This window comes from Gluconobacter sphaericus (genome assembly GCF_016757795.1).
In the GTDB taxonomy this organism is placed as follows: domain Bacteria; phylum Pseudomonadota; class Alphaproteobacteria; order Acetobacterales; family Acetobacteraceae; genus Gluconobacter; species Gluconobacter sphaericus.
This window is the reverse complement of sequence record NZ_CP068419.1, coordinates 708,177-733,094: the sequence shown is the minus strand read 5'-3', so window position 1 is coordinate 733,094 and position 24,918 is coordinate 708,177. Positions and strand designations below refer to the sequence as shown.

General features: G+C 61.1%; 24 protein-coding genes. 12 read left to right on the top strand and 12 right to left on the bottom strand.

Going from position 1 to position 24,918, the window contains the following annotated elements:
• Positions 1 to 30: 30 nt before the first annotated feature.
• The 3 genes from IGS75_RS03590 to IGS75_RS03580 are packed head-to-tail and all read right to left on the bottom strand — an operon-like array spanning position 31 to position 4,176.
• A complete protein-coding gene (locus IGS75_RS03590; RefSeq protein ID WP_202257603.1) occupies positions 31 to 2,346 on the bottom strand; it encodes a xanthine dehydrogenase family protein molybdopterin-binding subunit in 2,316 nt (771 codons plus the stop codon).
• Positions 2,339 to 2,815 carry a (2Fe-2S)-binding protein gene (locus tag IGS75_RS03585; RefSeq protein ID WP_141350819.1) on the bottom strand — a complete coding sequence of 159 codons (477 nt, stop codon included), beginning with the start codon at positions 2,813 to 2,815 and terminating at the stop codon, positions 2,339 to 2,341. Before IGS75_RS03585 ends, IGS75_RS03590 begins: the two co-directional genes overlap by 8 nt.
• A 26-nt stretch (positions 2,816 to 2,841) precedes the next feature.
• Positions 2,842 to 4,176, bottom strand: coding sequence for a cytochrome c (locus IGS75_RS03580; protein ID WP_202257602.1), 1,335 nt, complete (start codon positions 4,174 to 4,176; stop codon positions 2,842 to 2,844).
• A 462-nt stretch (positions 4,177 to 4,638) separates the two neighbouring features.
• Here IGS75_RS03580 and IGS75_RS03575 point away from each other — a divergent pair, with 462 nt between their 5' ends.
• From IGS75_RS03575 to IGS75_RS03555, 5 genes are all read left to right on the top strand, one after another.
• Entirely contained in the window at positions 4,639 to 5,673 is a 1,035-nt protein-coding gene (locus IGS75_RS03575; protein ID WP_202257601.1) for a FecCD family ABC transporter permease, read from the top strand.
• Entirely contained in the window at positions 5,670 to 6,452 is a 783-nt protein-coding gene (locus IGS75_RS03570) for an ABC transporter ATP-binding protein (RefSeq protein WP_202257600.1), read from the top strand. The genes IGS75_RS03575 and IGS75_RS03570 overlap by 4 nt, the downstream gene beginning before the upstream one ends.
• The gene (locus IGS75_RS03565) at positions 6,449 to 7,453 is read left to right on the top strand and encodes an ABC transporter substrate-binding protein (protein ID WP_202257599.1); all 1,005 of its coding nucleotides are present in this window, start codon (positions 6,449 to 6,451) and stop codon (positions 7,451 to 7,453) included. Before IGS75_RS03570 ends, IGS75_RS03565 begins: the two co-directional genes overlap by 4 nt.
• Before the next feature lie 28 nt (positions 7,454 to 7,481).
• Complete coding sequence (locus IGS75_RS03560) at positions 7,482 to 9,656, top strand: family 20 glycosylhydrolase (RefSeq protein ID WP_202257598.1); 2,175 nt, start codon at positions 7,482 to 7,484, stop codon at positions 9,654 to 9,656.
• A 62-nt stretch (positions 9,657 to 9,718) separates the two neighbouring features.
• Entirely contained in the window at positions 9,719 to 10,384 is a 666-nt protein-coding gene (locus IGS75_RS03555) for an HAD family hydrolase (RefSeq protein WP_202257597.1), read from the top strand.
• Positions 10,385 to 10,404: 20 nt separating this feature from the next.
• On the opposite strand, the gene IGS75_RS03550 is transcribed toward IGS75_RS03555, so the two are convergent.
• The 4 genes from IGS75_RS03550 to IGS75_RS03535 form a co-directional block, all read right to left on the bottom strand.
• Entirely contained in the window at positions 10,405 to 11,478 is a 1,074-nt protein-coding gene (locus tag IGS75_RS03550) for a LacI family DNA-binding transcriptional regulator (RefSeq protein WP_141350833.1), read from the bottom strand.
• Positions 11,479 to 11,680: 202 nt separating this feature from the next.
• On the bottom strand, positions 11,681 to 11,938 hold the full coding sequence (locus IGS75_RS03545) for a hypothetical protein (RefSeq protein ID WP_202257596.1): 258 nt from the start codon (positions 11,936 to 11,938) through the stop codon (positions 11,681 to 11,683).
• Positions 11,939 to 12,065: 127 nt separating this feature from the next.
• On the bottom strand, positions 12,066 to 12,449 hold the full coding sequence (locus IGS75_RS03540) for an ArsR/SmtB family transcription factor (protein ID WP_202257595.1): 384 nt from the start codon (positions 12,447 to 12,449) through the stop codon (positions 12,066 to 12,068).
• Positions 12,446 to 13,093, bottom strand: coding sequence for a peroxiredoxin (locus IGS75_RS03535; RefSeq protein ID WP_202257594.1), 648 nt, complete (start codon positions 13,091 to 13,093; stop codon positions 12,446 to 12,448). The genes IGS75_RS03540 and IGS75_RS03535 overlap by 4 nt, the downstream gene beginning before the upstream one ends.
• Positions 13,094 to 13,201: 108 nt before the next feature.
• Between IGS75_RS03535 and IGS75_RS03530 the strand changes: the two genes are divergently transcribed.
• The 3 genes from IGS75_RS03530 to IGS75_RS03520 all read left to right on the top strand — a co-directional run bounded on the left by IGS75_RS03530 (position 13,202) and on the right by IGS75_RS03520 (position 16,655).
• Positions 13,202 to 14,128 carry an MBL fold metallo-hydrolase gene (locus IGS75_RS03530; RefSeq protein WP_141350839.1) on the top strand — a complete coding sequence of 309 codons (927 nt, stop codon included), beginning with the start codon at positions 13,202 to 13,204 and terminating at the stop codon, positions 14,126 to 14,128.
• Positions 14,129 to 14,191: 63 nt separating this feature from the next.
• Entirely contained in the window at positions 14,192 to 15,880 is a 1,689-nt protein-coding gene (locus tag IGS75_RS03525) for a bifunctional protein tyrosine phosphatase family protein/NAD(P)/FAD-dependent oxidoreductase (RefSeq protein ID WP_141350841.1), read from the top strand.
• 7 nt (positions 15,881 to 15,887) lie between these two features.
• Positions 15,888 to 16,655: a sulfite exporter TauE/SafE family protein gene (locus IGS75_RS03520; protein WP_202257593.1), complete on the top strand. Its 768-nt coding sequence runs from the start codon at positions 15,888 to 15,890 to the stop codon at positions 16,653 to 16,655.
• A 6-nt stretch (positions 16,656 to 16,661) separates the two neighbouring features.
• Here the strand turns inward: IGS75_RS03520 and IGS75_RS03515 are convergent, their stop codons facing one another.
• On the bottom strand, positions 16,662 to 17,012 hold the full coding sequence (locus IGS75_RS03515) for a hypothetical protein (RefSeq protein ID WP_202257592.1): 351 nt from the start codon (positions 17,010 to 17,012) through the stop codon (positions 16,662 to 16,664).
• A gap of 284 nt (positions 17,013 to 17,296) precedes the next feature.
• On the opposite strand from IGS75_RS03515, the gene IGS75_RS03510 reads away from it, so the two are divergent.
• Complete coding sequence (locus IGS75_RS03510) at positions 17,297 to 17,839, top strand: cupin domain-containing protein (RefSeq protein ID WP_141350847.1); 543 nt, start codon at positions 17,297 to 17,299, stop codon at positions 17,837 to 17,839.
• A gap of 168 nt (positions 17,840 to 18,007) precedes the next feature.
• Entirely contained in the window at positions 18,008 to 18,403 is a 396-nt protein-coding gene (locus IGS75_RS03505) for a hypothetical protein (protein ID WP_202257591.1), read from the top strand.
• A gap of 15 nt (positions 18,404 to 18,418) precedes the next feature.
• On the opposite strand, the gene IGS75_RS03500 is transcribed toward IGS75_RS03505, so the two are convergent.
• The 3 genes from IGS75_RS03500 to petA are packed head-to-tail and all read right to left on the bottom strand — an operon-like array spanning position 18,419 to position 20,929.
• The gene (locus tag IGS75_RS03500; RefSeq protein ID WP_202257590.1) at positions 18,419 to 19,111 is read right to left on the bottom strand and encodes a cytochrome c1; all 693 of its coding nucleotides are present in this window, start codon (positions 19,109 to 19,111) and stop codon (positions 18,419 to 18,421) included.
• Complete coding sequence (locus IGS75_RS03495) at positions 19,108 to 20,286, bottom strand: cytochrome b (RefSeq protein ID WP_202257589.1); 1,179 nt, start codon at positions 20,284 to 20,286, stop codon at positions 19,108 to 19,110. The genes IGS75_RS03500 and IGS75_RS03495 overlap by 4 nt, the downstream gene beginning before the upstream one ends.
• Positions 20,287 to 20,296: 10 nt before the next feature.
• Entirely contained in the window at positions 20,297 to 20,929 is a 633-nt protein-coding gene (petA, locus tag IGS75_RS03490) for a ubiquinol-cytochrome c reductase iron-sulfur subunit (protein ID WP_141350855.1), read from the bottom strand.
• Positions 20,930 to 21,093: 164 nt separating this feature from the next.
• Here petA and IGS75_RS03485 point away from each other — a divergent pair, with 164 nt between their 5' ends.
• Together IGS75_RS03485 and IGS75_RS03480 are read left to right on the top strand one after the other, a co-directional pair.
• Positions 21,094 to 21,570, top strand: coding sequence for a c-type cytochrome (locus tag IGS75_RS03485; RefSeq protein WP_228123742.1), 477 nt, complete (start codon positions 21,094 to 21,096; stop codon positions 21,568 to 21,570).
• Positions 21,571 to 21,738: 168 nt separating this feature from the next.
• The gene (locus IGS75_RS03480) at positions 21,739 to 22,350 is read left to right on the top strand and encodes a TetR/AcrR family transcriptional regulator (protein WP_202257588.1); all 612 of its coding nucleotides are present in this window, start codon (positions 21,739 to 21,741) and stop codon (positions 22,348 to 22,350) included.
• A 15-nt stretch (positions 22,351 to 22,365) separates the two neighbouring features.
• Here the strand turns inward: IGS75_RS03480 and IGS75_RS03475 are convergent, their stop codons facing one another.
• Positions 22,366 to 24,690, bottom strand: coding sequence for a TonB-dependent receptor (locus tag IGS75_RS03475; RefSeq protein WP_202257587.1), 2,325 nt, complete (start codon positions 24,688 to 24,690; stop codon positions 22,366 to 22,368).
• Positions 24,691 to 24,918: the final 228 nt, after the last annotated feature.

Sequence of the window (24,918 nt, the reverse complement as noted above, 5' to 3'; positions counted from 1 at the left end):
TGCGGCCTTTTTCGTGATGCGCGGGCTGGATTAGCTCGTATGCTGCTTCAGCTCGCGGCGGGCATCGGCAGGGCGCATCGGCATGTGGCGCAGGCGTATGCCAACGGCGTTGAAGAGTGCGTTACCAATAGCAGGTGCGACGACCGTGACACCCGGTTCACCAAGGCCTGTGGGCTTTTCGGTGTTCTGGATGAATTCGATATCCATCTCCGGTACATCGGGTATGCGCAGCGGGGTGTAGGTGTTGAGGTTGCGGTCCTTGATCGTGCCGTCGACGATCTCGGTACCCTCGAACAGGGCCATGCTCAGGCCCCATAGCGCCGCGCCTTCGGTTTGGGCCAGGGCTCCACCCGGATCGACGATAGTGCCGGCATCGAGCACCAGCCAGAGTTTTTGGCAGGTGATCACGCCCGTCTTGCGATCGACATGAACCTGCGCCGCACCGGCTGTCCAGGTCGGCATACCGCGTTCCTGGCCGAAGCTGGTGGCGATGCCGATACCGGTATCAGCAGGAAGCTGCTGCTTGGCATATCCGATCTTGTCGGCCAGACGCTGGAGTACAGCGGCCTGACGCTTTGCCCCGCCCACTGAGTTGGGAGCCTGACCGGCATTGCGCCCTTGTGCCGTGAACATCGACAGGCGGAATTCCAGCGGGTCTTGCTTGGTCGAGTGGGCAACTTCGTCGAGGAAGCTTTCCAGGGCCCACGGCGTCCAGCCGGCACTGACCGAGCGCAGCCAGCCGGGACGGAAGGTTGCGTTGGCCAGATCGTTGCTGATGGCGCGGACGCGGGTCGGGCCGGTTTCGTACCAGTGGTCCGCACCAGCGATGGCGAACGGATCGTACTTCTTGCCGTCTTCACCGGTGGCGAGGAAGGCCGGGGCCATGACCTGCGTCGGCCAGCCTGCGACTGCGACATAATCCATAGCCACGATTTTCTTGCGGTCGTTGTCGAGCGCAACCTTGATCGTCTGGATGGACGGCGAGCGGATGGAGTCCAGCTCCATGTCATCGGAACGGGTCAGGATCAGCTTTACCGGTGCGCCGCCGATGGCCTTGGAGGCAAGGGCTGCCGGAATGCAGTAATCGCCGTTCAGACGACGTCCGAAACCACCGCCGAGCATGTAGGTGCGCATGACGACCTGCTCTTCGGGGACCTGGAGCGACTTGGCGAGCTGCGGCAGGATCAGGGACTGCCACTGGTTGCCGGTGTGGATTTCCCACATGCCGTCAATGTGGCGGGCCACGGCGTTCACCGGCTCGAGCTGGTAATGCGCGACCGAGGCACATGTATAGCTGCGTTCGAAAACCTGACCGGGGTGGATGGTCAGGGCTTCGTCCACGCCCTTGTCATTGAAGACGCGGGTGCCGTTCTTCGGATCAGCGGCCAGCTTGCGGCCGTGCTCGATGATGTCCGCCTCGGAGACGTTGATCGTCGGGCCGGGATTCCACTGGACTTTCAGGGCGTCGGCAGCACGGATGGCGGCGGGATAGGTCTTTGCCAGTGCCACGACCCAGCCCGGAACGATGCCGGAAGGATCGTCCAGCACGACGTAGCGCAGATAGCCGGGGATCTTCTTCGCGGCGCTGTCGTCCACGGAGATGACTTTGGCGGCGTAGCGGGTCGGCGGCATTTTCGGGCGGCCATAAACCATGCCGTCGAGCTTAACGTCGATGCCGTAAATGGCCTTGCCGGTCGTCTTGTCCGGAATGTCGAGCGCCGGGACGGGCTTGCTGATGAGGCGACGGTTCGTGACCGGCTTGAGCGGCAGTTTTGCCATCTCGTCCGGCGTGAAACTCCGCGTCGGCTTGGCGCGGGCCACGATGTCTCCGAAAGACACGCTTTTGCCGCCTGCGGAAACGACGCTTTCATTGACGGTGCAGTGCTCCGGCGTCGTGCCGAGAAGTTTTGCACCTTCTTCCAGCATGACCGTCCGGGCTGCGGCACCGGCCTGACGGAACGTGTCCCAGGTGTCCCAGACTGACCAGGACCCGCCGGTGACGTATTTCCCGGCCCATTTCGGAGCGGTGTCGACTTCGGTGATCCGGATATTGTCCCAGTTCGCATCCATTTCGTCCGCGATGATGCGGGCGAGGGCGGTGCCGACATGCTGGCCCATTTCGGCGCGAACGATATTGACGTTGATGGCGCCGTCGGGCGCGATGGCGCACCAGATGTTGGGCTCGAACGCGGCTTCCGGCGGCATGGCGGAGGGTAGCGTCGTTGCAGCGCCGGCCTTGCGGGCGAAACCGAACATCAGCCCGGCGCCGGTCGCCGTCATCAGGAAGTTGCGGCGGGAGAGGCGCGTGGCGTCGCTCTTTTTCGCAATCTGTTCGATTTTAGCCATTGTTGGCGCCTTCCTGCTGCTTGGAAGCAGCTTCCTTGATGGCCTTGCGGATGCGGATATAGGTCATGCAGCGGCAGAGGCTGCCGCCCATTACGCCGTCAATCTGGTCGTCCGTCGGGTTCGGATAGTCCTTCAGGAGGCTTGCGGCCTGCATGATCTGTCCGGACTGGCAGTAGCCGCACTGCGGCACCTGCTGGTCACGCCAGGCAACCTGCACGACGTGGTTTCCTGCCGGGTCTAGACCTTCGATCGTTGTGACCGAAGCGCCTTCGACGGCGGAGAGCGGCGTAATGCAGGAGCGTGTGGCGCGGCCGCCCACATGGACGGTGCAGGCACCGCATTCACCGATGCCGCAGCCGAACTTGGTGCCGGTCAGGTTCAGGTCGTCACGGATGGCCCAGAGCAGGGGGGTATCTGCCGGGGCGTCGACCGTAACGGGCTGTCCGTTGAGTTCAAATTTCGTGGTCATGTCCTGTTTTCCCAGTCCTGCCCGGATCAGTGCGAAGCGTTGATGGGCGGAGCTTCGAGCGTGGCGCGCGCGCTCGCGGCCTTCTTCTCCAGATCCGTCCAGGGGGGCAGCGTGGTGCGTGTGCGACGCAGATACGCGGCGATGCGGGCCATGTCATGATCGGACAGGGCAGTGTAGAAGCTTGGCATCGAGATGTGGTCCTGACCTTCCTCAGCGGTGATGCCATGCAGCATGACCTGATAGAGGTTGTTCGGCTCATCCAGCCAGACAGCATTGTTCAGCGCTAGTTCCGGACGTCCCGAAACGGGGTTCGGGCCGGAATTGTAATGGCAGGCGCCGCAGGCGGCCTGATACAGCCGGGCGTCGGCGTCCTGCGTCTGCGGGCCGGTCAGATTGATGCCAGACATGTGCATGGCGCGGGCAATCGCAGCCTGATCGCCAGCACTGCGCTGGGCGGCTTTGTCCACGTCCGCATAATAATGGGCGATGGCGTGTACGTCTTCCTCGGGGATCTTGGAGAGGAAGCGGTGCGGGACGGGCGACATCGGACCTGCGGCGGAACCGTGCAGCGGAGCCACGCCGAAACGCAGGTACTGGAACAGTTCGTCTTCGGTCCAGACGACGGGCGTCGGGTTGTGGTCGTTCAGCGGCGGAGCGATCCAGCCGTCGATGACTGCACCGTCATAGATGTTGCTCATCTTTTCGGCGCCGAGAAGGTTACGCGGCGTATGGCAGGCGCCACAGTGTTCGTTGCCCTCGGCGAGATAGGCACCACGGTTCCATTGTGCGTCGTGCTTCGGGTCGTTCTGGTAGCGGCCCGGAGTGAAGAACAGCAGCTTCCAGAAACCCTGGCCGGTCAGACGGATGTTGATCGGGAAGGGGACCGTGTTGTCACGCGGCTTCAGATGCACGGCCGGGCGCGTCATCAGATAGGCGTAGAGATCCGAGACGTCCTGATCGTTGACCTTCGTGAAATGGTCGAACGGGAAAGCCGGATAGAGCTGTGAGCCGTCGCGGGCGATGCCCTTGTTCATGGCGCGCTTGAACGCAGCCAGCGACCAGTTGCCGATTCCCCATTCTTCATCAGGCGTGATGTTGGACGAGAAGATGTCACCGAAGGGTGTGGCCATCTTGAAGTCGCCGGCCAGTTCTGGGCCGGTCTTGCCATCCACGCGGGTATGACATTCCGCACAGTAGCCGCCATTCGCCACGATTTCGCCGCGGCTGATGGCGGCTGCGGAGAATGACGATGCGGCTGGCCGCGGGATCGGGGCAATGGCGGGGTACCAGGCATAGGCAAGAAAGCCGATGCCTCCCACTGCGCCAATGCCAATGACGGCGGCAGCTATCCGTTTGAGCATGCTTAAACTGTCCCGGCAGGTTTGAAATGGTTTGCCACAAAAGATGGCAGTTGGGTGCAACCTAGGGCACGGAGGCGTGAAAGGAAAGATTGCGTTATCTCAAAACCGGGTGTTTCTGGAAATGAATGTCGCCTCTGTCATGAAAATAACACAGATTTTGTGCTGTTTCAGCATTAATACGGGATTTTTTTGGTCCTGATTGCAGTATTCCCTGAGGTGGACTCTGTGTGGATATGGGAATGGTATTGATGTCTTGTCATGAGAGGCCGCTGGATTGCTTCCATAACAAGTATGCTTCTCTGTGAATATTATGACACCGAGTGTCAAAAGCCTCCTATGCTTCTGACAGACTTCCAGAACCTGTTCCGAGGGTGCTTCAGACTCCGCTCTCTGCCCGGGCCTGTCCCTCGGTGGGGTTCTGGTGATGCGGGAAGGCTTGGCTTATGATTTCCTGACGGCAGATTGGCCGTTCTGCCGAGAGGAAGCGTTATTTCCGCCCGTCCTGCCCTGATCCGGTCTCTCGCATTGGTCTGTGTCATTCTGAGCGTGCTGTGCGCGCTCTGTCTGGGGCGGTATCCGTTGTCGCTATTGCGCGTGGTGGGGGTGTTCGGGTCTCTGTTGCATCTGTCTTACGCGAGTGATCCCGTGGCACAGGTTGTCGTCATGCAGGCGCGACTGCCGCGTATTCTGGCGGCGCTTCTGGTCGGGAGTGCGCTGTCCTGTGGGGGGGCAACCTATCAGGCGGTCTTCCGCAATCCGCTGGTCTCGCCTGATCTGCTTGGGGTTCTGAGTGGGGCGGCGTTTGGTGCTGCGCTTAGTATCGTCAGTGGCGGGTCGGCGGTTGTGGTGCAGGTGGGGGCGTTTGGTGGCGGTCTGCTGGCTGTCGGGACGGGGCTGCTGATCAGCAGGACGTTGCCCGGCGGAGGGATCCTGACGTTGTTGCTGGGTGGTTTGATCGGGAATGCGATCTTCTCGGCGTTACTGTCTTTGGTGAAATATCTGGCCGATCCGATGGATCAGCTGCCCGCTATTGTGAACTGGCTGCTGGGCAGTCTGGCGCCGAGCAACTGGCAGGAACTGGCCTGGATGTCGGGGCCGCTGATTGTTCTGACGGTGGCGTTGGTTCTGTGTGCGCCGGTGCTTGATGTTCTGTCGCTCGGGGATGATGAGGCACGCAGTCTGGGCGTATCGGTGCGGGTTATGCGTCCGGCGCTGATCGTTCTGGCGACGCTGGTCTGTGCCATGACGATCTCGATGGCGGGGATTATTGGCTGGATCGGGCTTCTGGTGCCGCATGTCGCGCGGCTTCTGGCCGGGGCGGAACATCGGAACATGATGCCGGTGACGGCGCTTCTGGGGGCGGCCGGGCTGGTGCTGGCTGATACCTGTGCGCGCAGTCTGACGACGGGGGAGGTTCCGCTGGGGATCGTTACGCAGCTTTTCGGGGCGCTGGCCTTTGTGCTGGTGTTGCGGCGTCTGCGGAGTGGGGTGGCATGACGCTGCTGTCCTGCCGGAACCTGGGGTTTTGTCAGCCCCGGGGGAATGCTTTCGTGCTGCAGGGGATCGCTCTCTCGCTGGAGAAAGGTGAGCTGGTCGGGCTGCTGGGTCTGAACGGGGCGGGTAAAAGTACGCTGTTGCGGTTGCTGATGGGGTTTCTGACGCCTTCGGTCGGAGATGTCTTTCTGGAAGGTCGCTCTTTGCGTGAGTGGTCTGCCTCTGCCATTGCGCGGCATCTCGCTTATGTGCCGCAAAGCCATGTCGCGACCTTTCCCTATACGGTGCGGCGGATGGTGGAGTTGGGGCGTGTGCCTTATTCCGGGCTGACGGGACGCCTGGCTCCCGAAGATCGGATGGCGGTTGATGCCGCGCTGGAGCGGATGGGGCTGTCGGGATTGGCGGATCGGCCGGTGACGGAGCTTTCCGGCGGGGAGCGACAGAGGGTTGTGCTGGCGCGGGCCATTGCGCAGGACGCTCAGGGCCTGCTGCTGGATGAGCCGATGACCGGGCTTGATTATGGGTATCAGCTGCGTCTGATGGCGCTGCTGGCGGATCTTGCTCGGGAAGGCCGGCTTGTTATGCTCACCTCGCACCGGCCGGAAGAACTGTATGTCCAGGCAAGCCGGGTTCTGGTCCTGGATCACGGTCGGATTGATGCAGACGGGCCGCCTCAGGGTGTTGTGACGGCGCAACGGATGTCAGCGCTTTACGGTGTGTCTCTGGCCCAGACGGACCATGCCGGAAACCGCTTTTTCCATCATGGAAGGGACGAGAAATGACACTCTCACAACTCTTGAAGAGGTTTTCGGTCCTCACACTCCCGGCGGCTCTGCTGGGTGGGGCGCTGTTCATATCCCTGCCGGCTCCTGTGGCGCATGCCGCCCCGCCCGGGCGGATTGTTGAAGGCTGGTACGCGCATAATGCGACGCTCATCATGCTGGGTGCGCAGGACCGGATCGTGGGCACCGTGGCGCGTCCGGCGATGCTGCCCTGGATGTTCCATCTGGTGCCGGAACTGGCAGAGGCCGAGACGTTGGATCCGGGCAACCTGAATGCGGAAGAACTGCTGGCGCTGCATCCCGATCTGGTGTTCGTCACCAGCTCGGGCCATTCCGCCGGGGCTCTGATACGGGCGGGGCTGAATGTGGCGCCTGAAGGGTTTGACCGGTTTGATACGATGCTCGACTGCGTGGACGGGACCGCGACCCTGCTTCAGACGCCGATTGCCGCCAAGCGTGCTCAGGCTTATCGCTCGGCGTTCCTTCAGGTCATCTCGCAGGCCCCGACCAACCCGCAGGGGCCGCGCGTGCTGCATGTGGAGTCCCTCAAGCCGCTGCGGGTGGATGGTGATGACAGCATCATTGACCAATGGATACGCAGTGCAGGCGGGCTGAATGCGGCGCAGGGGATCCACGGCAACAAGCAACCCGTTTCCATCGAGCAGGTCCTCTCCTGGAATCCGGATATTCTGATCGTTGCTGCCAATGCGGGCGATCCGGAAGCATTGAAAAAGGACCCTGTCTGGTCGAAGATCAAGGCCGTGCAGTCGGGGAGGATCTATCGCAATCCGACGGGTCTTTTCCCCTGGGATCGCTATGGGCCGGAGCTGATGCTTCAGGTGATCTGGGCCCGGCAGATCGTCCAGACCGGGCAGGTGAATGTCCCGGCGATGATCCGGTCGATCCGGTCTTTCTATCATGATTTCTATGGCATTTCGCTCTCGGCTGATGATGCGCAGCGGATGCTTGATGCGCTGCCGCCCCCTACCGATACGCACTGATCTTCCGATTTTTCAAGGAAAGCCCCGTATGACGCATCACGTCTCGCCTCGCGGCCTGAGTTCTTCCCGCAGGTTTGCCCGTGCGGCGTGGCTACTTCTTGCGGGAAGTGTGCTGATCGGAGAACTGGGGGGTGTTGCGCGGGCGGAAGAGGCCTTGTTGCCCGTGCCGCAGACTGTTTCGGTCTCCAATGGGGTGGCATCGATTGGGGGTGGTATTCAGGTCGTGTGGGACACGCGGCCCTCGCCTCTGCTGCGGCGGGCCGCGGCGCGGTTCACGACACGTCTGGCCGCGATTGCCGGGCCTGCGGGCAGGGGAACGCCTTATATGCTGCATATCTCGGCTGGGCAGGACCGGGTTTATCTGAGTGTGGACGAGAAGGAGCGTTATGCGCTCACGACGTCCGTTAGCGGTGCTCGGCTGGAGGCAGATGGACCGGCGGGGGTGATGCACGGGCTGGCGACGTTGCTTCAGCTTGTTCGGGTGACGTCGCAGGGGGCGCTGGTGGAGCGGGTGCATGTCGAGGATGCGCCCAGGTTTGCGTGGCGCGGTTTGCTGATGGATGTGTCGCGGCATTTCGATACGGTCGAGACTGTCGAACGGCAGCTTGATGCGATGGAGCTGGTCAAGCTCAACGTCCTGCACTGGCATCTGAGTGACGGAGCGGGTTTCCGTGTCGAGAGCCGGATGTTCCCGAAGCTCCAGACCGTGGCGTCGCACGGCCAGTATTATACGCAGGCGCAGATCCGCGAGGTCGTGGCCTATGCAGCTGACCGTGGCATCCGTGTCGTGCCGGAAATCGACGTGCCGGGTCATGCGCTGGCGATTCTTCAGGCCTATCCTGAACTGGCGGCCCAGCCTCTGCCGGATGTGAGCGCCAAGGGGTTGAACCTCAATAATGCTGCGCTCGACCCGACCAATCCGCAGACGTTGCGTTTTGTGCGCGTGTTGTACGGGGAGATGGGCACACTTTTCCCGGACCGTTATGTTCATACCGGTGGCGATGAGGTCATCTCCTCTCAGTGGACGAAGAATCCGGCCATTGCGGCCTATATGAAGGCGCATGGTTTCGAGACGGCCGCTGCGCTTCAGGCGGCTTTTACAGGAGAGGTTGCGAAGGTCGTTTCTGCCCAGGGGCATGTCATGATGGGCTGGGACGAGGTCAGTGAGGCGCCGATCCCCAAAAATGTTGTCGTCGAACCGTGGCGGGCCTCGAAATGGACCGGGACAGCGACGCGGGGCGGGCATCCGGTTGTGGTGTCGGCGGGGTATTATCTGGATCTGCTGCGGCCGTCTTCCGCTCATTATGCGGTGGATCCGTTTGATACGAAGGCCGAGGGGATCACGGCGGAGCAATTGGCGAAATATCCGTCCAAACATCCTGAGTTTTGGACGCCGTTCGCGATGGATGAGCATGCTCTGCCTCTGGATGACGGGCAGAAGGCGCTGGTTATGGGGGCGGAAGGTACGCTCTGGGCGGAAATGGTGTCTGAGCCGATGCTGGATGGGCGGCTATGGCCCCGGATGGCGGCTCTGGCCGAGCGGTTCTGGTCCGGGCAGGATGTGCGCGATGTTCCTGATCTGGAACGGCGTCTGCCGCTAGTGATGGCGGAGCTTGAGGCGACCGGGCTTCAGGCAACGCAGCATCGGGAGGTCATGCGCGAGGCCATGGCGCCGGGACATTCGGAGCCGCTGAAGATCCTGACCGAAGTGACGGTCCCAGTCCGCAACTACGCTCTCAACCATCTCGCTGCATCCAGTGGGGATGCGATACTCTCCGCGCCGGTTGCGGTGACGGATCCGGATGCGTTTGTAGCACTGCGGTTTAATGAAATGGCAGCGCGGTACGTCCGGGGCGAGCGCACGCTTGCGGTTCCGCTGCGGGAGATGCTGCAGCGTTGGTCGGGCAATGATGCGGCGTTTGTGGCGGGCGCGAAGGGTATTCCGGTGCTTGAGGCGGTCGTGCCGGTGTCGCATGCCGTCGGTCTGCTGTCGCGGGCGGGGCTCGGGGTTCTGGACGGTCGGGAAGGTTCGGCCTGGCGGATAGATGCGAGTCGGCTGCTTCAGGAACAGCAGGCGGCCTTTGAAAACTCGGCCAACATGCTGGCATCCGCCCATAGCCCTCAGCCGCCCGGGGGATTGCTGATTGCGATCCTGCCGGGAATCCGAGCGCTTTTGACGGGGGTGGCAAAGCCTGCGGAGTAAGACATCGGTCAGTTGTTGTGCGGGGGGATGGATTTCCGGCGCTGGGCGGGGGAAAAGGGGATATGACACGTTTTTCGATCCTTCTCCTCGATTATGACGGCACTCTGGCGGAGACGCGGCCCGCTATTCTGCGCAGCTTGAAAGAGGCCTTTGATGCGGTGGGTGTGGCAGCGCCCTCCACTGATGTCCTCGAACAGGAACTGACGCGGGGCGGGACGCTCCAGACCCTGTTCCAAGCGATCGTACCCAAAAGCGACGAACGCGAGGCCGCCTCATTCGTGCGGCACTATCGGGCGTTCTATCCGGCGGCTGATGAGGAAGAGACGGTCCTGTTCGACGGCGTGGTGGAGACGCTGGCCGCTCTGAAGGAGCAGGGGAAAACTCTCGCCATTCTTAGCAACAAGCATGCGCCCACGGTTCATGCGAGCATGGCGCGATTTGGTCTGGAATCGTTTTTCAGCGGTGTTGTGGCGTCAGAGCCGAACCTCCCGCACAAGCCCGATCCGCGTGTGATGGAAGAACGTGTTCGTCCGCTTTTTCCCGATCTGCCGCGCTCGGCTTTCCTGATGGTGGGCGATACCGTGGCCGATCTCCAGTTCGCGCGTAACGCTGGAATTGCCTCATGCTGGGCCAGTTACGGTCATGGGTCTTCGCAGCAATGTGCCGCACTGGGGCCGGATCTGCGGATTGACGCTTTTGCGGACCTGCCGGCGGCGCTTCGGGGTTGAGGGCTTCCCGAACGGGAAGTTCAGGCGGCGGGGCCGATGCTGCCGCGCAGGACCAGTTCGGTTTCAAGGATGACGTTTTCGTTGCTGCCTGTGGCGGCGCTGAGCAGGCGGACGGCTTCCGTGCCCTTGCGCTCATGCGGCTGGTGGATCGTGCTCAGGTCCGCGCCTTCTGCGGCGGGGATGTCGTCAAAGCCGAAGATCGACACATCCTGCGGGATGTTCAGGCCAAGCGCACGGATGGTTTGCATGGCGCCGATGGCCACGCGGTCGCTCATGGCGAGGATGGCGGTCGGGCGTTGGGCGCGATTGAGGAGATGGCGTACGCCCTGGGCGCCCATGTCTTCGGAGTTGATCGGGATTTCCCAGGTCGGGACGTCCTCGGGCGCGATCCCGGCTTCCTGCAATGCGAGCACATAGCCTTCAAGGCGCATGGCGATGGTGCTGTGGGCGATATTGTCGCGGCGTTTGGCGGTCAGCGGGCCGAAATATCCGTCATGGGCCGTCTTGAGCGACAGGATGCCGAAATGCCGGTGCCCGAGATCGAGAAGTGTCTTGGCTGCGCGGTAGGCAGAGCCACGATCGTCGATCCCGACATAGGGTACGCCGTTGAGACGGGGCTGATCCACCACCACGAGGGGGACGTTGCGCTGCTGTGCCATCATGACGCAGCGGCTGTCTGGGGCGACGGAGTAGAGGATGTACCCGTCGACGGCAGCATTGCCGAGCGAGACTGGAGCTGTGCGGTTGCGTAGGTTGCTGCCCGCGGAAATCAGGGCGAGATCGGTTTCCCGCTCGTCACAGGAGCGGGCGACGCCGTTGAGGACGCTGAGGATCGCGGGATCGGTGAAGGCATAGGGCAGGTCTTCGCTGAACAGGAAGCCCAGAGCGCCTGCGCGACCTGTGGCAAGCTGTTTGGCCGCTGGATCGGGGCCGGTATATCCAAGCTCCTGCGCGGCGGCGAGGATCTTCTCGCGCAGGGCGGCCGAGAGCTGGCCAGGGCGGATATAGGCATTGGAAACCGTTGTGTGGGAAACCCCGACCTGTGCTGCCACGTCCTTGAGGGTTACTTTGCGGCGGTCGTACTGTCGGGTCATTGTTCCGGTCTGTCCAGCAAAACACACCAGGCCTGTCGGGTCCGATCCTGACGGTTGCGGTGTGATGTCAGTATTCTGTTGAAAATCACTGGACGCACCATATCCAGTCTGTCGGGTGGAAACCAGTCACGGACGCGGGAGGGATTACGGAAATAGCCGATTTCGCAATCACGGATCCGTCAAACTGGTTTGCAGGAGTGCTTCAGCCCTGTTTCGGCTTGGGCGCAGATGCTTTTTTGGCTTGAGGGAGAGGTGTGAACATCGCGCGGCATTTCGGGGATAGTTTGTCGATCTTCTTCTGCATGCAGGCGGTGATCTTGGCTTCGTTGGGAATGGCAAGCGCGCACAGGCGCAGCGCATCGCCTTTGCAGGCCTTCGTCTGTTCTTCGCGGGTGGCTGCGCCAGCGGTCTGCGTCAGTGCAAATGCCAGGCCGGTCAGAGCGATAAAATAACGGATCATGTTCTTTCTCCTTACCTGCAGGTAAGCGTATGGGGCTTTTGCAGTTTCACCCCCGAATCACTTTATCGCAACTATACGTCCTTTATTGTCTTTAAATAGGGATTAGATAATTCCTGATTAAGGACTTTTAGGGGTGAAGAATACGGGCAAAACGCGCCGAAGCTGCTGGCCCGGGTGTGGCTTCAGGTGCGGGAGAAGGTAGTTCTGGCGGAAGTGCGCCGGGTTGAAGGCTCATCAGAAGGACGCGGGCCCGCCGGGCATCGGGCGTGTCGGCCCAGCAGTAGTGAATGGCGCGGGATTCGCGTTGGGATTCGATCAGGCCGGCACGTCTGAGGGCGCCCAGATGCTGGCTTAGCGTGGGTTGGCCGATGCCGGTCATGGTTTCGAGTTCGCTGACGGCATGTGTGCTGTCGAGCAGGGCCGAGAGGATCATGAGGCGTTGAGGCTGGGCGAGGATGCGCAGCCATTCCGCCAGTTCCCGGCTTTTCTCAAGTGGGAGCAGAACAGTCATGGGCGTTCCCGAGTCATGGGCTGGAAGAACCACTTCGCTCCGGCTTTTTCTACGGCGGCCTGTGTCTGCAGCGGTGGTGCGATGGTGCACTGTCCGGGTTGCCAGTTTTCAGGGGTCAGGGCGCCGGAACGGTCCACTTCCTGAAGGGCGCAGAGCAGGCGGAGCAGTTCCGGGACGGAGCGTCCGACGGTGGCTGGGTAGTTCAGGATGGCCCGGATGATGCCTGAGGGGTCGATCACGAAGACCGAGCGTACAGTGGCACTGTCCTGTGCGGCGCTGTCCAGCATTCCGTAGGCCCGGGCGACGGCGAGGGAGGGGTCTTCGATGATGGGGAAGGGGACGTGGACGTCGAACTGCGTGTGGATGGCATCGATCCAGGCAAGATGCGCGGGGAGGCTGTCTGCGGAAATCCCCAGGAGGACGCAGTCCCGCTGCTGGAATTCCTCCGCACTGCGGGCCAGGGCAATGAACTCGCTTGTGCAGACGGGGGTGAAATCGGCCGGATGGGCGAAAAGCAGAACCCAGTGTCCGCGCAGGGCGCTCATGATGAATTCGCCATGAGTGGTGCGGGCGCTGAAATCCGGAGCACGATCGCCGATGCGCAGGGGCGGAAGAGGGGTTTCAGCAGAAGAGGATACGTTCATGATCCGGTTCCAAAAGCATCAGGGCGCTTGACATGCAACACTTACAATATTAACTTAACAGTTAATGAAAGTGTCGTAAAGGCATTCCACAGCCAGAGGGTGAGCGCCATGCATGATGCAGCAATCCAGGCCGCAACCGGCCAGATCCGGCGAACCGAGGCAGGCGCGTCCCCCTCTCCGGTTGTCTGTACATTTTTCGATGAGGCGACAAATACGGCTACGCATGTCGTTCATTGTCCGGTCACGAAGCGCGCTGCGGTTATCGACAGCGTACTCGATTATGACGCGGCCGCCGGGCGCACGTCGCACGGATCGGCGCAGGCAATTGTTGATTATGTCGTGCGGGAAGGTCTGGGCGTTGACTGGCAGCTGGAGACGCATGCCCATGCTGATCATCTGTCCGCTGCTCCGTGGCTTCAGGAAAAGATTGGTGGGAAGCTTGGGATCGGGGCGGATATTGTTCGGGTTCAGGCAGTATTCGGCAAGATTTTCAATGCTGGGACGCGGTTCGCGCGGGACGGGTCGCAGTTCGACTGTCTGTTTACTGATGGCGAGACGTTCCGGATCGGAGAGCTTCCCGTGACGGTGCTGCACGTCCCGGGCCATACACCGGCGGACATGGCGTTTGTGATCGGCAACGTTGCTTTTGTGGGCGATACGATCTTTATGCCGGATTTCGGTACGGCCCGGGCGGATTTTCCGGGGGGTGACTCACGGCAGCTTTTCCGGTCCATCCGCCGTCTGCTGTCGCTGCCGGTCGAGACGCGGCTGTTTCTGTGCCATGACTACAAGGCGCCGGGCCGTGACGAATACGCCTGGCTGACGACGGTTGGACATGAGCGTGGCTACAACATCCATGTTCATGACGGAATCAGCGAAGAAGAATTTGTGAAGATGCGGACGGAGCGCGATGCCACTCTGGCGATGCCGCGTCTGCTGATGCCGTCCGTGCAGGTCAATATGCGCGGCGGGCACCTGCCCGAGCCTGAAGCCGATGGCGTGAGCTACATCAAGATTCCCGTTAACCGCGTCTGATACCGGTATTTTCGGCGCGTCTCTGCCGTTGTTGCAAGATCTTTCCTCGTTTCCGGAGTTCCTATGCCAACTCGCCACCTGACTGACAGCTATGCCGTTTCTCCCCAGATTGCCGTGCAGGATATTGCGGATCTGAAGGCGGAGGGTTTCCGTACGATCCTGTGTTTCCGCCCTGACGGAGAAGCTCCGGACCAGCCCGATATGAAAGTGATCGAAGCGGCCGCGAAGGAAGCGGGGCTGGCGTTTGCCGCAATCCCGGTGAAGGCCGGGACGGTGCCAACCGATGCGCAGGTTGCCCAGACGCGGGAGGTTCTGGCAACGCTGCCGGCGCCTGTGGTGGGCTATTGCCGTTCTGGAACGCGGGCCGCGCAGATCTGGGCGCTGGCCGAGGCAGGAAAGCGTCCGGCGTCCGAGATTTTTGCTGTGACGGACAGGGCAGGTGTGGATGTCAGTATTCTCCGCGCGCGGATTGAGAGCGTTGCTGCGCCCTCAGCTGCCCAGCGCAAGGGGGGAGCACATTTTCAGGTTCTGATTATCGGTGGCGGCGCAGGTGGTCTGTCGGCTGCGGGGAGTCTGCTCAAGCGCAACAGGCACTTGTCGGTCGGCGTGGTTGAGCCATCGAACGAGCATTTCTACCAGCCGGGCTGGACGCTTGTGGGCGGCGGTGTCTTTCAGGCGGCCCAGACGCGCCGCAAGGAAGCGGATGTCATGCCGAAGGATGTTGTCTGGATGCGGCAGGCGGCGAAGCTATTCCGGCCGGAGGTACGGGAAGTGGTTCTGGGGGATGGTACGGTCGTTTCCTATGACGCGCTGATCGTGGCGACGGGGATTACGCTGAACTGGGACGCTATTCCCGGTCTGGCGGAGACGCTGGGCAAGAACGGCGTGACGTCGAACTACCGTTTCGATCTGGCACCTTATACCTGGCAGCTGGTGCAGCAGCTCAAAAGTGGCACGGCGATTTTCACGCAGCCGCCCATGCCGATCAAATGTGCCGGTGCGCCGCAGAAGGCTGTGTATCTGTCCTGTGATGCCTGGAAGCGTCGGGGCGTGCTGGACAGCATTTCGGTGGAGTTCGACACTGCTACGCCGGGCCTGTTTGGCGTGAAGGAATTTGTTCCGCCGCTGATGGAATACATCAAGCGCTATCGCGTTGGGCTGCATACCGGGTCGAAGCTTGTGGCGGTGGATGGTCCGAACCGCACGGCAACCTTCGAGCGTAAGGTCGGGGATAGTGTGGAGCAGGTCGAGCGGACGTTCGACATGCTGCATGTGGTGCCGCCGCAGAGCGCGCCGCAGGTGATCCGCGAGAGTACGCTGGCGGGTTCGGATGGGTTTGTTGAGGTTAATCCGGCGACGTTGCAGCATGTGCGTTTTCCGGACGTGTTTGCCATTGGTGACGTGATCGGCACGTCTTCGGCCAAGACGGCGGCCGCAGTCCGGGTGCAGGCGCCTGTGGTGGCGACCAATGTGCTGGCATTTCTGAAGCATCAGGCTCCGGTTTCGGAATATGAAGGCTATGGTGCCTGTCCGCTGACGGTGGAAAACGGGCGGATTGTGCTGGCTGAGTTCCGCTATGGCGGCAAGCTGGCGCCGACGATGCCGAAATGGCTGCTCAACGGACAGAAGCCGACGCGTCTGGCCTGGTGGCTCAAGAAATACGTCATGCCGCTGATGTACTGGGATGGGATGCTGAAGGGACGCGAACTCATGGTTGCACCCAAGCCGCTGAACGCGAAGAAGGACGGCTGAACCGGTTGTGCATATTGCGCTTGAACTGGCCTGCGGTGTCCTGATCGGATTCACGTTGGGCCTGATCGGGGGCGGGGGCTCCATCCTTGCCGTTCCCCTGATGGTCTATGTGGTGGGGGTGAAGAACCCTCATGTCGCAATTGGGACGAGTGCGATGGCCGTGGCGGTCAATGCGCTGGCCGGGTTGATCAGTCACGCCCGGTCCGGAACGGTCAAATGGAAATGCGCGGCCATTTTTGCCCCCTGCGGTGTGGTAGGGGCGCTCATCGGGGCAGCGTTCGGCAAGGCGGTGAACGGGCAGAAGCTGCTGCTGTGTTTTGCGCTGCTGATGGTCGTGGTGGGCGTACTCATGCTGCGGGGGCGGCGCAACAAGGGCGAGGCGGGGGCGGCGTGCAATCGTCAGAACATGCCGCGCGTCATGATGGCCGGGGCCGGGACGGGGGTTCTGTCTGGGTTTTTCGGGATTGGCGGCGGGTTTTTAATCGTGCCTGCGCTGATTGCCTGCACGCGGATGCCCATTCTCAATGCGGTGGGGACGTCTCTTGTGGCTGTGGCGGCGCTGGGGGCGAGTACGGCGCTGAGTTACATGCTCTCGGGCTACGTGGACTGGATGATGGGGGTTCTGTTCGTGGCGGGGGGGATTGTGGGGAGTTTCCTCGGAACCCGGGCGGCAAAACGCCTGTCGGGTTCCGGTGCGGCGCTGACGACGTTCTTTGCCTGCGTTATCTTCACAGTTGCGGCTTATATGATCTGGAGAAGCCTTTCGGCTCTTTAAGGGCGGTCAATCGAGGCCGAAATTTGGGAAGATGGTGAAGCAGACCATCGAGAAATAGAACATCACCGCCAGCAGGATGTGACACATATAGAGCGGTGCGATCATGGCGCCGCGTCTGCGGAAAAATGCCATCAGTACACCGAAGGCCGTGATGGCCACGGCAAGCGCCACGTTCAGCATGAGTCGATTGTCGCCATTGCTGATGGCGATGATGAGAAAGACCGAACCCATAATGGCCGAGCCTACATGTATGGGCGTAAGGAAGCTGAAGGGGCGCTTGTACCGGGCTGCGAAAATGGAGAGCCAGACGCCCATGATCGCTGTGAGAGTGAAACATCCCGTCGAAGCGTACAGCATCTGTAATCTACCCTGTTCCTGATGTCCCTGCGCAGACACTCGGAGCCGTAATCCGAATATTCGGAAGTCTCCGCGTTCTTTGGATTTTGCAGAACACGTCGCCCTGACTGCGTGTTTACGCCGGAACGGCCTTTTGGGCCAGACGTTCCCGGATGCAGGACGCTTTCTCTCCTGGATGGCGTAGAAAATTATACCCCTATCTGGTATTCTTATTTTCGAGGTTTCCTTTCTGTTTCGATATGACATACTGGTGATACGCAAGAGGCCGGGAAGGGTACAACGGGATGGATTTGGGAGCACGCCTGCGACTTGTGCGGACGGCACGGAACCTGTCCCAGCGCGAACTGGCCAAGCGGACCGGTGTGACCAATTCTACGATTTCCCTCATTGAATCAGGTGACATGAATCCTTCCGTCGGAACGCTCAAGCGTATTCTGGACGGAATTCCAGTTACGCTCGGGGAGTTTTTCAGCATTGCCCCGGAGGGTGATGAAAAGATCTTCTACCGGGCGGACGAACTGATGACGTTCGAGCAGGACGGTGTGACCTTTGGGCAGATCGGAGGCCCCCTGTCTGGCCGGAGTCTTCAGATCCTGCGCGAGACCTATGCGTCCGGGGCGGATACCGGGGCCATGGTCTATGCCCATGAGGGCGAAGAGGGCGGGTTTGTCCTGCACGGGCAGGTAGAAATCACGGTGGGAGACAGGCGCGAGATTCTGGGCCCGGGTGATGCCTATCATTTCGACAGTCGTCAGCCGCATCGTTTCCGCTGTCTCAGCTCTGAAGGCTGCGAGATCATCAGCGCCTGTACGCCGCCGACGTTTTAGAATTTCGCTCCCGGACTTTCAGAGTCCCTGCGTTCAAAAGAACGGGAGGGGCGTGCTTTCCCGCTGGCTGTGGCGTTGTGTTGGATGACTATGCCTGTCCGTATTTTCGGGGGTGCCCAGCGGAGAGCCACGGATATGCCAGACCGTCCGTACCCAGAAAGAGACATTATGTTCCGTGCGGTCGCTGCGTCTTTGCGCAGGGGGCTGGGTGCGGGGGCGATGGTCTGCGTCCTGTTTCTGGGTGGCCCGGTTGTGGCAGCGAGTGTGACGCGGACACAGGATATTTGCCCGCTTCAACGGGCGATGCTTCAGATTGAAACGAAGACCCTTGCAGCGGCTGTAGCCGAGTTGTCTCGCGAGACGAAATGCCCCGTGCTGATGGATGAAGGGCTTTTGCGCGGCGGGAGCAGCATTGCCGTCGCTGGAGTTTATAAGCCGCGCGAGGCCCTGATCAGGCTTCTGGGCAATGCTGAGCTGGATGTGATCGAGACGGTTCAGGGATTGGCCGTCATGCCGCTGAGTTATCGGGCCGCGCATCGCATGGACCAAGCTGAACGGATGTAGTTCAGGAGAGTACGGTTAGCGGCGTCCCTTCCAGATGCGGCGTTGCAGCAGGAAGGTCAGGAGTGCCATCAGAGCGAGATAGGCGAGAACATAGATGCCGATCCTTTTGCGTTCGGTCTGATGGGGGTGGGCAATGCCGTCGAGAAAGGCCGAGACGTCGCTAGCCATCTGCGCGGACGTCGCTGGCGTGCCGTCGGGATAGGTGAGCATGCCGTCCTGAAGGGGTGGGGGCATGCCGATATGCTTCCATTTCAGGGCGGTGTTGTAATAGCGCCCTTCGTCGAGCGTCACGCCTGCGGGAGTGGGGGCATAGGAAAGCAGAATCTGCCGGATTTTTTCGGCGCCACCGGGTAGCGTCAGAGCCAGCCGGGAAAGATCGGGCGGGAGTAGTCCGTGATTGGCGAGACGTCCTATGGCCTCGTTTGGGTAAGGTGACAGGATGGGATCGGTGGCTGTGGCGGGACGGGTTTTCGGATCGCCATTATCGTCCGTGCCGTTGGGCATCTGCTGGTCGGCGGCCCATTTGCGAATTTCATTTGGCGAGAGGCCGAGGCTGCTCATGTCGCCATACGCGACGTGTTCCATGCCGTGGCAGGTGCTGCACACCTGCTGGAAAACCATCAGGCCGCGCTGGGCGGGCGTGCTCGCACAGGCAGGCAGGGCTACCAGGCTGGCGGTGAGTATGAGGTTCCGGGTCCAGCGCGTCATGACGATATCTCCCGTTCGGAGGCCAGCGGTGTGACGAGCAGGAAATGGATGAACCACCAGGCTATCGCCACGCGGCTGGCGAGCAGCCATGCCGGGGTAGGTGCGTGCATCCCGGTGATGCCGAGCAGAATGAAGGCCGCGAAGGCGAGGTGTAGCGACATGCGTACCATCGGTCGCTGTGCTGCGGGGCGGATGGCGGAGCGGTCCAGCCAGGGCAGCACGAACAGGACGGCGAGGCTTCCCGAGGCAAGGAGAAGCCCGCCGAGGCGTGAGGGTACTGCGCGGAGGATCGCGTAGAATGGTGCGAAATACCATTCTGGCCGGATGTCACGCGGTGTGACGAGCGGGTTGGCCTGAACGTAGTTGTCCGCGAGAGTCAAAAGATCGGGCAGGAAAAAGACCAGCCCGGCATAGACCATCAGGAACAGGCAGAGCGCGAAACCGTCCCGGCTGGTGTAATAGGGGTGGAACGGCAGGGTCTGTTTCGGGCTGACGGGATCAACGCCTGAAGGATTGTTCGATTTCACGACATGCAGCGCCGCGACATGCAGGGCGATGACGCCGAGGATCGCGAAAGCCATCGTGAAATGCAGCACGAAAAGCCGATGCAGCGCCACGTTCCCCAAAGTGTCACCGCCCAGCAGGAGTTCGGACAGCGGTTGGCCAATGACCGGGACGGCATGGACGGCGTTCAGGATTACCGTGGCGCCCCAGTAGGACATCTGTCCCCAGGGCAGAACATAACCGGCGAAGGCCGTCACCATCACCATCAGCATCAGGCCGAGCCCCGTCAGCCAGAGTAGTTCGCGCGGCGCCTTGTAGGAGCCATACCAGAGGCTGCGTCCTATATGGATGTAGAGGCAGCCGAACAGCATCGTTACGCCGCCCATATGCAGGCTGCGAATGAACCAGCCTGAGGGGATCTGCCGGTCGATGGCTTCGACGCTGGCGAACGCCTGGGTGATGTCAGGTGTGTAGTTGATCGCGAGGAACAGGCCGCTGGCGACCATGAAGGCCATTGTGACGATCAGGAACGCGCCAAAGCTCCACAACGCATTGAGGTTGCGGGGCATCGGGAAGGCAACGTAGTGGTGGCGCAGCAGGCTCATGACCGGCAAGCGATGTTCGAGCCAGCCAGGTGGTTCCGTGTCGGGCGTTCTGTTGGGTGAGGGCATCGTCCGGTCCTCAGATCTGTTGGATGTCGGACATGCTGAAGCCCGGATCACCTGCGCTGTGGCCGATGCGGAGTTTCGTGTCGGAAAGGAACGTTACGGGCGGGACCGGCAGGTTGCAGGGCGCGGGCGCGCGGCGTGCAACACGCCCTGCAGCGTCGAAGTGTGATCCGTGGCAGGGACAGAAATATCCCCCCTTCGCTTCTGGCGTGGAGCCGGGTTTTTCGAAAGAGGGCACGCAGCCAAGATGGGTGCAGATCCCGATCAGTACGCCATACTCCGGGCGGACCGAACGGTGCCAGTTCGTCGCGTCCTTTGGTTGCTGGAGGACTTTCGAGTCCGCGTCCCGCAGGGTGGCCAGATGATCCGGAGTCTGCAGGACGGCCAGCATCTGAGGCGTGCGGCGTTGAATGAAAACAGGCCAGTCCCGCCAGCGCACCGTCATGTCCTGCCCGGGTTTGAGAGACGACAGATCAACGTCCAGCAGTCGGGCGGACGGGGACGTTGCCGCCGGATTTTTCAGGCTTTCGACAAAGGGGATGGTTAGAGCGCAGGCCCCGGCACAGCCCAGAACCACGGTTCCGGTGGCCAGCAGATCCCGCCGTCTGGTGCCATCCGAAGAAGGGGGTGTCTCGCTCTGGGTCATGCGGAACCTCTGCCGGCTGCGCCGGCTGCCCGGCAGGAAAGATGGCAGCAGGATAGGCGTCTTTGCGCTTTCGAGAAAGGCGGCGTGCGGTAGCTTTCAGGGCATTTGGGAGCTAGTGTTTTCTGAATTGATATCACGACGCAAGCTGCGGAAGGGCTCCGGATATGACAACGAAACCCCGCTTCAGGATCATGCTTTCGGCTTTTCTGGGCCTGATGCCGCTGATGGCATCTCGGGTTATAGCTGCGGATGGAGCGGCGCTGTACCAGGGAAAATGCGCGATGTGTCACGGGCCTGCGGCCGCGGGGCGTCCGGGAACTTTTCCCCCACTTGCGGGTCGGGTCGGGCAGATTGCTGGCAATCCGGACGGGAAAGCGTATCTGGCGGCGGTTCTGGTGAACGGGCTGCATGGTCCGATCACGGTGAATGGAGAATCGTACAAGGGATTCATGCCGTCATTCCGCACGTTGTCAGATGAGGATATCGCAGCTGTTCTGGCCTATGTCAGTACTCTGGGTAACAGCACGGCGCCTGTGGGAATATCCGCTCAGGATGTGACCTCCGTCAGAGCCGCGCCGATGGATGCGGCCGCGGTTCAGGCGAAAAGGGCTGCCCTTCAGACTGCTGGTGTGATCCCCTGATAAAAATGGACATATTTTGTTACTAAATAAACGTAAATGCGTCTTGTAACGGCGGATCCATATCTGACTAGCTGCGTTCATTCCAAGTCATGTTAGCCGGTGAAATGGCCAGAGAGGGGAATGACCATGTCACAGACGATAGTGCCGCATTCTTTACCGTTAAACATAATGCACGTTCCCGCTCAGGACCAGACGACTGCTCGGGCACCGGGTCGGCCAGTCAATCTGAGGCTTAAGAGCAATATCCTTGCGGCGATCGCACTGGTGCTCGTGGAAGAGGGCTATCAGGGTCTTACTATCAGTCGTGTGGCGAAGGCCGCCGGAGTGTCGACGGCGACGGTTTATCGCCGCTGGCCGACGAAGCAGGCCATGTTCTTTGATGCGATGCGTCTGTGGCGTGACGATCTGACCCCGGAGATCGATACGGGCAGCTTCGCGGGTGACGTGGATGAACTCATCGCCGCCCGTATTCGGTTTCTGGACACTCCTTTGGGCCGCACTTACGGGACCCTGCTGGGTGAGGCCGTGCATGACCCGGAATTCGGTCAGGTCCTGTGGGAAGTGAGCGTGGTCCCGGCGCGTGCGCAGATGGCGCTTTTTCTTGAGCGTGCAAACCGGCGTGGCGAGAAGGTTTTTTGCCAGCATTCCGACACGGTCCTGGATATGCTGCTGAGTACGATCCATTTCCGCGCGATGAATCTGCTGGGGCGTGAGCCCATGGATGCCGACAGCACCCTTAAGGAAATCCGGTCTCTGGCGCGTAGCCTGATTGCCAGCTGAGCGTTTACAGAGGCCTCAGAAGCCGTATGACATGCGGCCGCCAATGAAACGGGGCGGTCCGGGAATATAGAAATAGGTTGTCGTTGCCATACCGCCGCTTTCGAAAAAGCTGCGGTTGAGCAGGTTTGAGGCGTAGACCGTGACTTCCCACTTTCCCGATGAGGGACGCAGGGTCGCATGGGCGCCAAGCAGGAAATAGGGCGGCAGGCGATAGAAGCCTGTGCCGCCGACCGCGATGGCCTGGCTACCGCGATAGGACCAGTCCGGCCCGATATCGAAGCCCAGTCCTGGTGTCAGTGCCTGCCGCCATTCGGCCTGACCGTTGAGTGTCAGCTTGGGCTGCCCATTATCTACGCCCGCGAAATTGCTGTTCACGGCCCGCCAGACGCCTGTTTTGGCATAGGCGGCATTGGTCGCGGCACGATTGACGTTCAGGAAGTCCTGATAATTGCCGCGCTGCCAGCCGATATTCTGCGTGACGAAAACATGCCGCACCGGGTGCAGTTCGATTGTGCCTTCGAAGCCCCAGCTTTCGGATTTGGGGACGTTTGTGATTTCGCTCAGTGGGCCGTAATTCGGGATCAGCACCGTGCCCACGACCTGCTGGTTGTGGAAGTCGTTGTAGAAAGCGGCTCCGTTCAGGCGCAGGACGTTCGGGATTGGGTCGCTCTTGAAGCCGAGTTCATAGGTCAGCACCGTTTCGGGACCGAACGGGTCGAGCTGGGCCTGGATCTGGGTGTTGTTGGCGCTGAAGCCGCCGGGTTTGAAGCCCTTGCTCATTTTGTAATAGACGAGCGTGTTTTTCGTGGCCTGCCATGACACGCCAACCTGTCCCGCAAACTGGGCTGCGGCCGTGCTTTCCCCGTGGAAGGATCTGGTTCTGCCGCCGAAGATTTCTGACGTCAGGCCGGGGAGGCTGCGGTCGTCGATTTCGTGCAGCAGGCCTGCGAACAGCGTTATGTTATGTGGCAGGCGATAGCTGATATGGCCGAATTCGGACGTGCTCTCCTGATTCATGGAGAAGGACGTGGCCATCATGTAACCGCGGGCTGCATAGTCCGTGTAATCGAAAAAGAAGCGCTGTTTCATGCGGCTGCGCTGATAGAACGCCCCGACCACCCATTGCAGGCGGCTGTCGGGATTGCTGGAACCCAGACGCAGTTCCTGCGTGAAGGCATTGGCGCTGATGGTACGGTAGGTGTCGGCTTCGGAGCGGGACGTACCGTCCTGATCGGTATATTCGCCCTGCCGCTCGGTCTCGAAAGCCGTGACGGACGTGACTTTCGCGAAGCCGAAATCATGGTCCATATGCAGGTCCCAGCCCCAGAACTGGTTGTGCTCGCTGGGTTTGAGGCCTTCGGGGCGTCCGATCAGTTTGTCGAATTGCGAACGGGAGGACCATTCGGCCTGTGTCTGTCCAAGATGCGGGAGAGCGGCTGTGCCGATCAGGCGGTGGACGGCCTGACTGGTGACGACCTGACTGTTATCCTGCACGAAATGGCCGGAAAGCAGGATCGTGGTGCGGTTGTCGTCCGAGTGCCAGCGTAGTTTGCCGCGCAGGGCATAGGAATCCGCGTCTCCAAGATGGGCGCCGTTCTGCGGGTCGGTCTGCCAGCCGCCTCCCTGTCGGATCTGCCCGGCCAGACGGAAATCCAGCCCCTTGGCGATCGGGCCGGAAATATAGGCCTCGCTCCGGCTGCGGGCATAGGAGGCGATGTCCTGACTGACGCCGTAATGCAGGGTGCTGGTGGGGTCGGCTGTGCGGAAGCGGACTTCGCCGCCTGTGTCGGACTGCCCGTGCGTGGTGCCAACGGGGCCGGGGGTGACGGTCGCATCCGCCAGATCGAACATCAGACCGCTCGACATGGTCGAGAGTGCGAAAGGCACGTCATCGAAATAGGTCATGACGGTCGGGATGTTGTTCATTGTGAAGTCGTTGAAGCCGACGCCACGCAGGTAGAAATTGGTCGAGGCCGTGCCGTTGATGGACTGGATCGTCAGGTTTGGAGCCACGCGCTCCAGATCGCGCAGGGTCACGACACCGCGCTGGGTCAGGCGGTCGGCGGTCAGGCGCGTGTCGGCGTCCGGGCTATGCTGTGCTGCGGCAAAGGCGAAGTCCGTCCGCCGGGCCGTGACGGCGATCGTTTCGGTATTACGGCCCTGAATGGACTGGGGAGTAGCTTTGCGGGGTACGGGTTTTGCGGCCGGATGATGGGCATTGGCGTGTGAAGGCGCTTCGCTCCTGCCTGCCAGAGGCTTCGTCTTTTCCGGCGAGGCCGCCAGGGCGAGGGACGGGCCAAGGAGGCTGGCGCTCAGGAGAAGGACCTTGCGAAGCGTCATGGAAAGGGCGGTTCTCCGGAAGAGGGGGCGTTCCAAGCGGGCAGCCTGCCTGAAAAAGAACAGCAAAGCCCGAAAAATCACCGTGCTTATATTGTACTCATGCAACAGAGCAAACGCTCGATGCACAATGGCGCACAGAGGCGCAGATTTCGCTTGAATTGTTATGATATAACATAATAAGCATTCCGCTCTGACAATCTTTCGTCTTTGCCGTATCCCCCCTGTCCG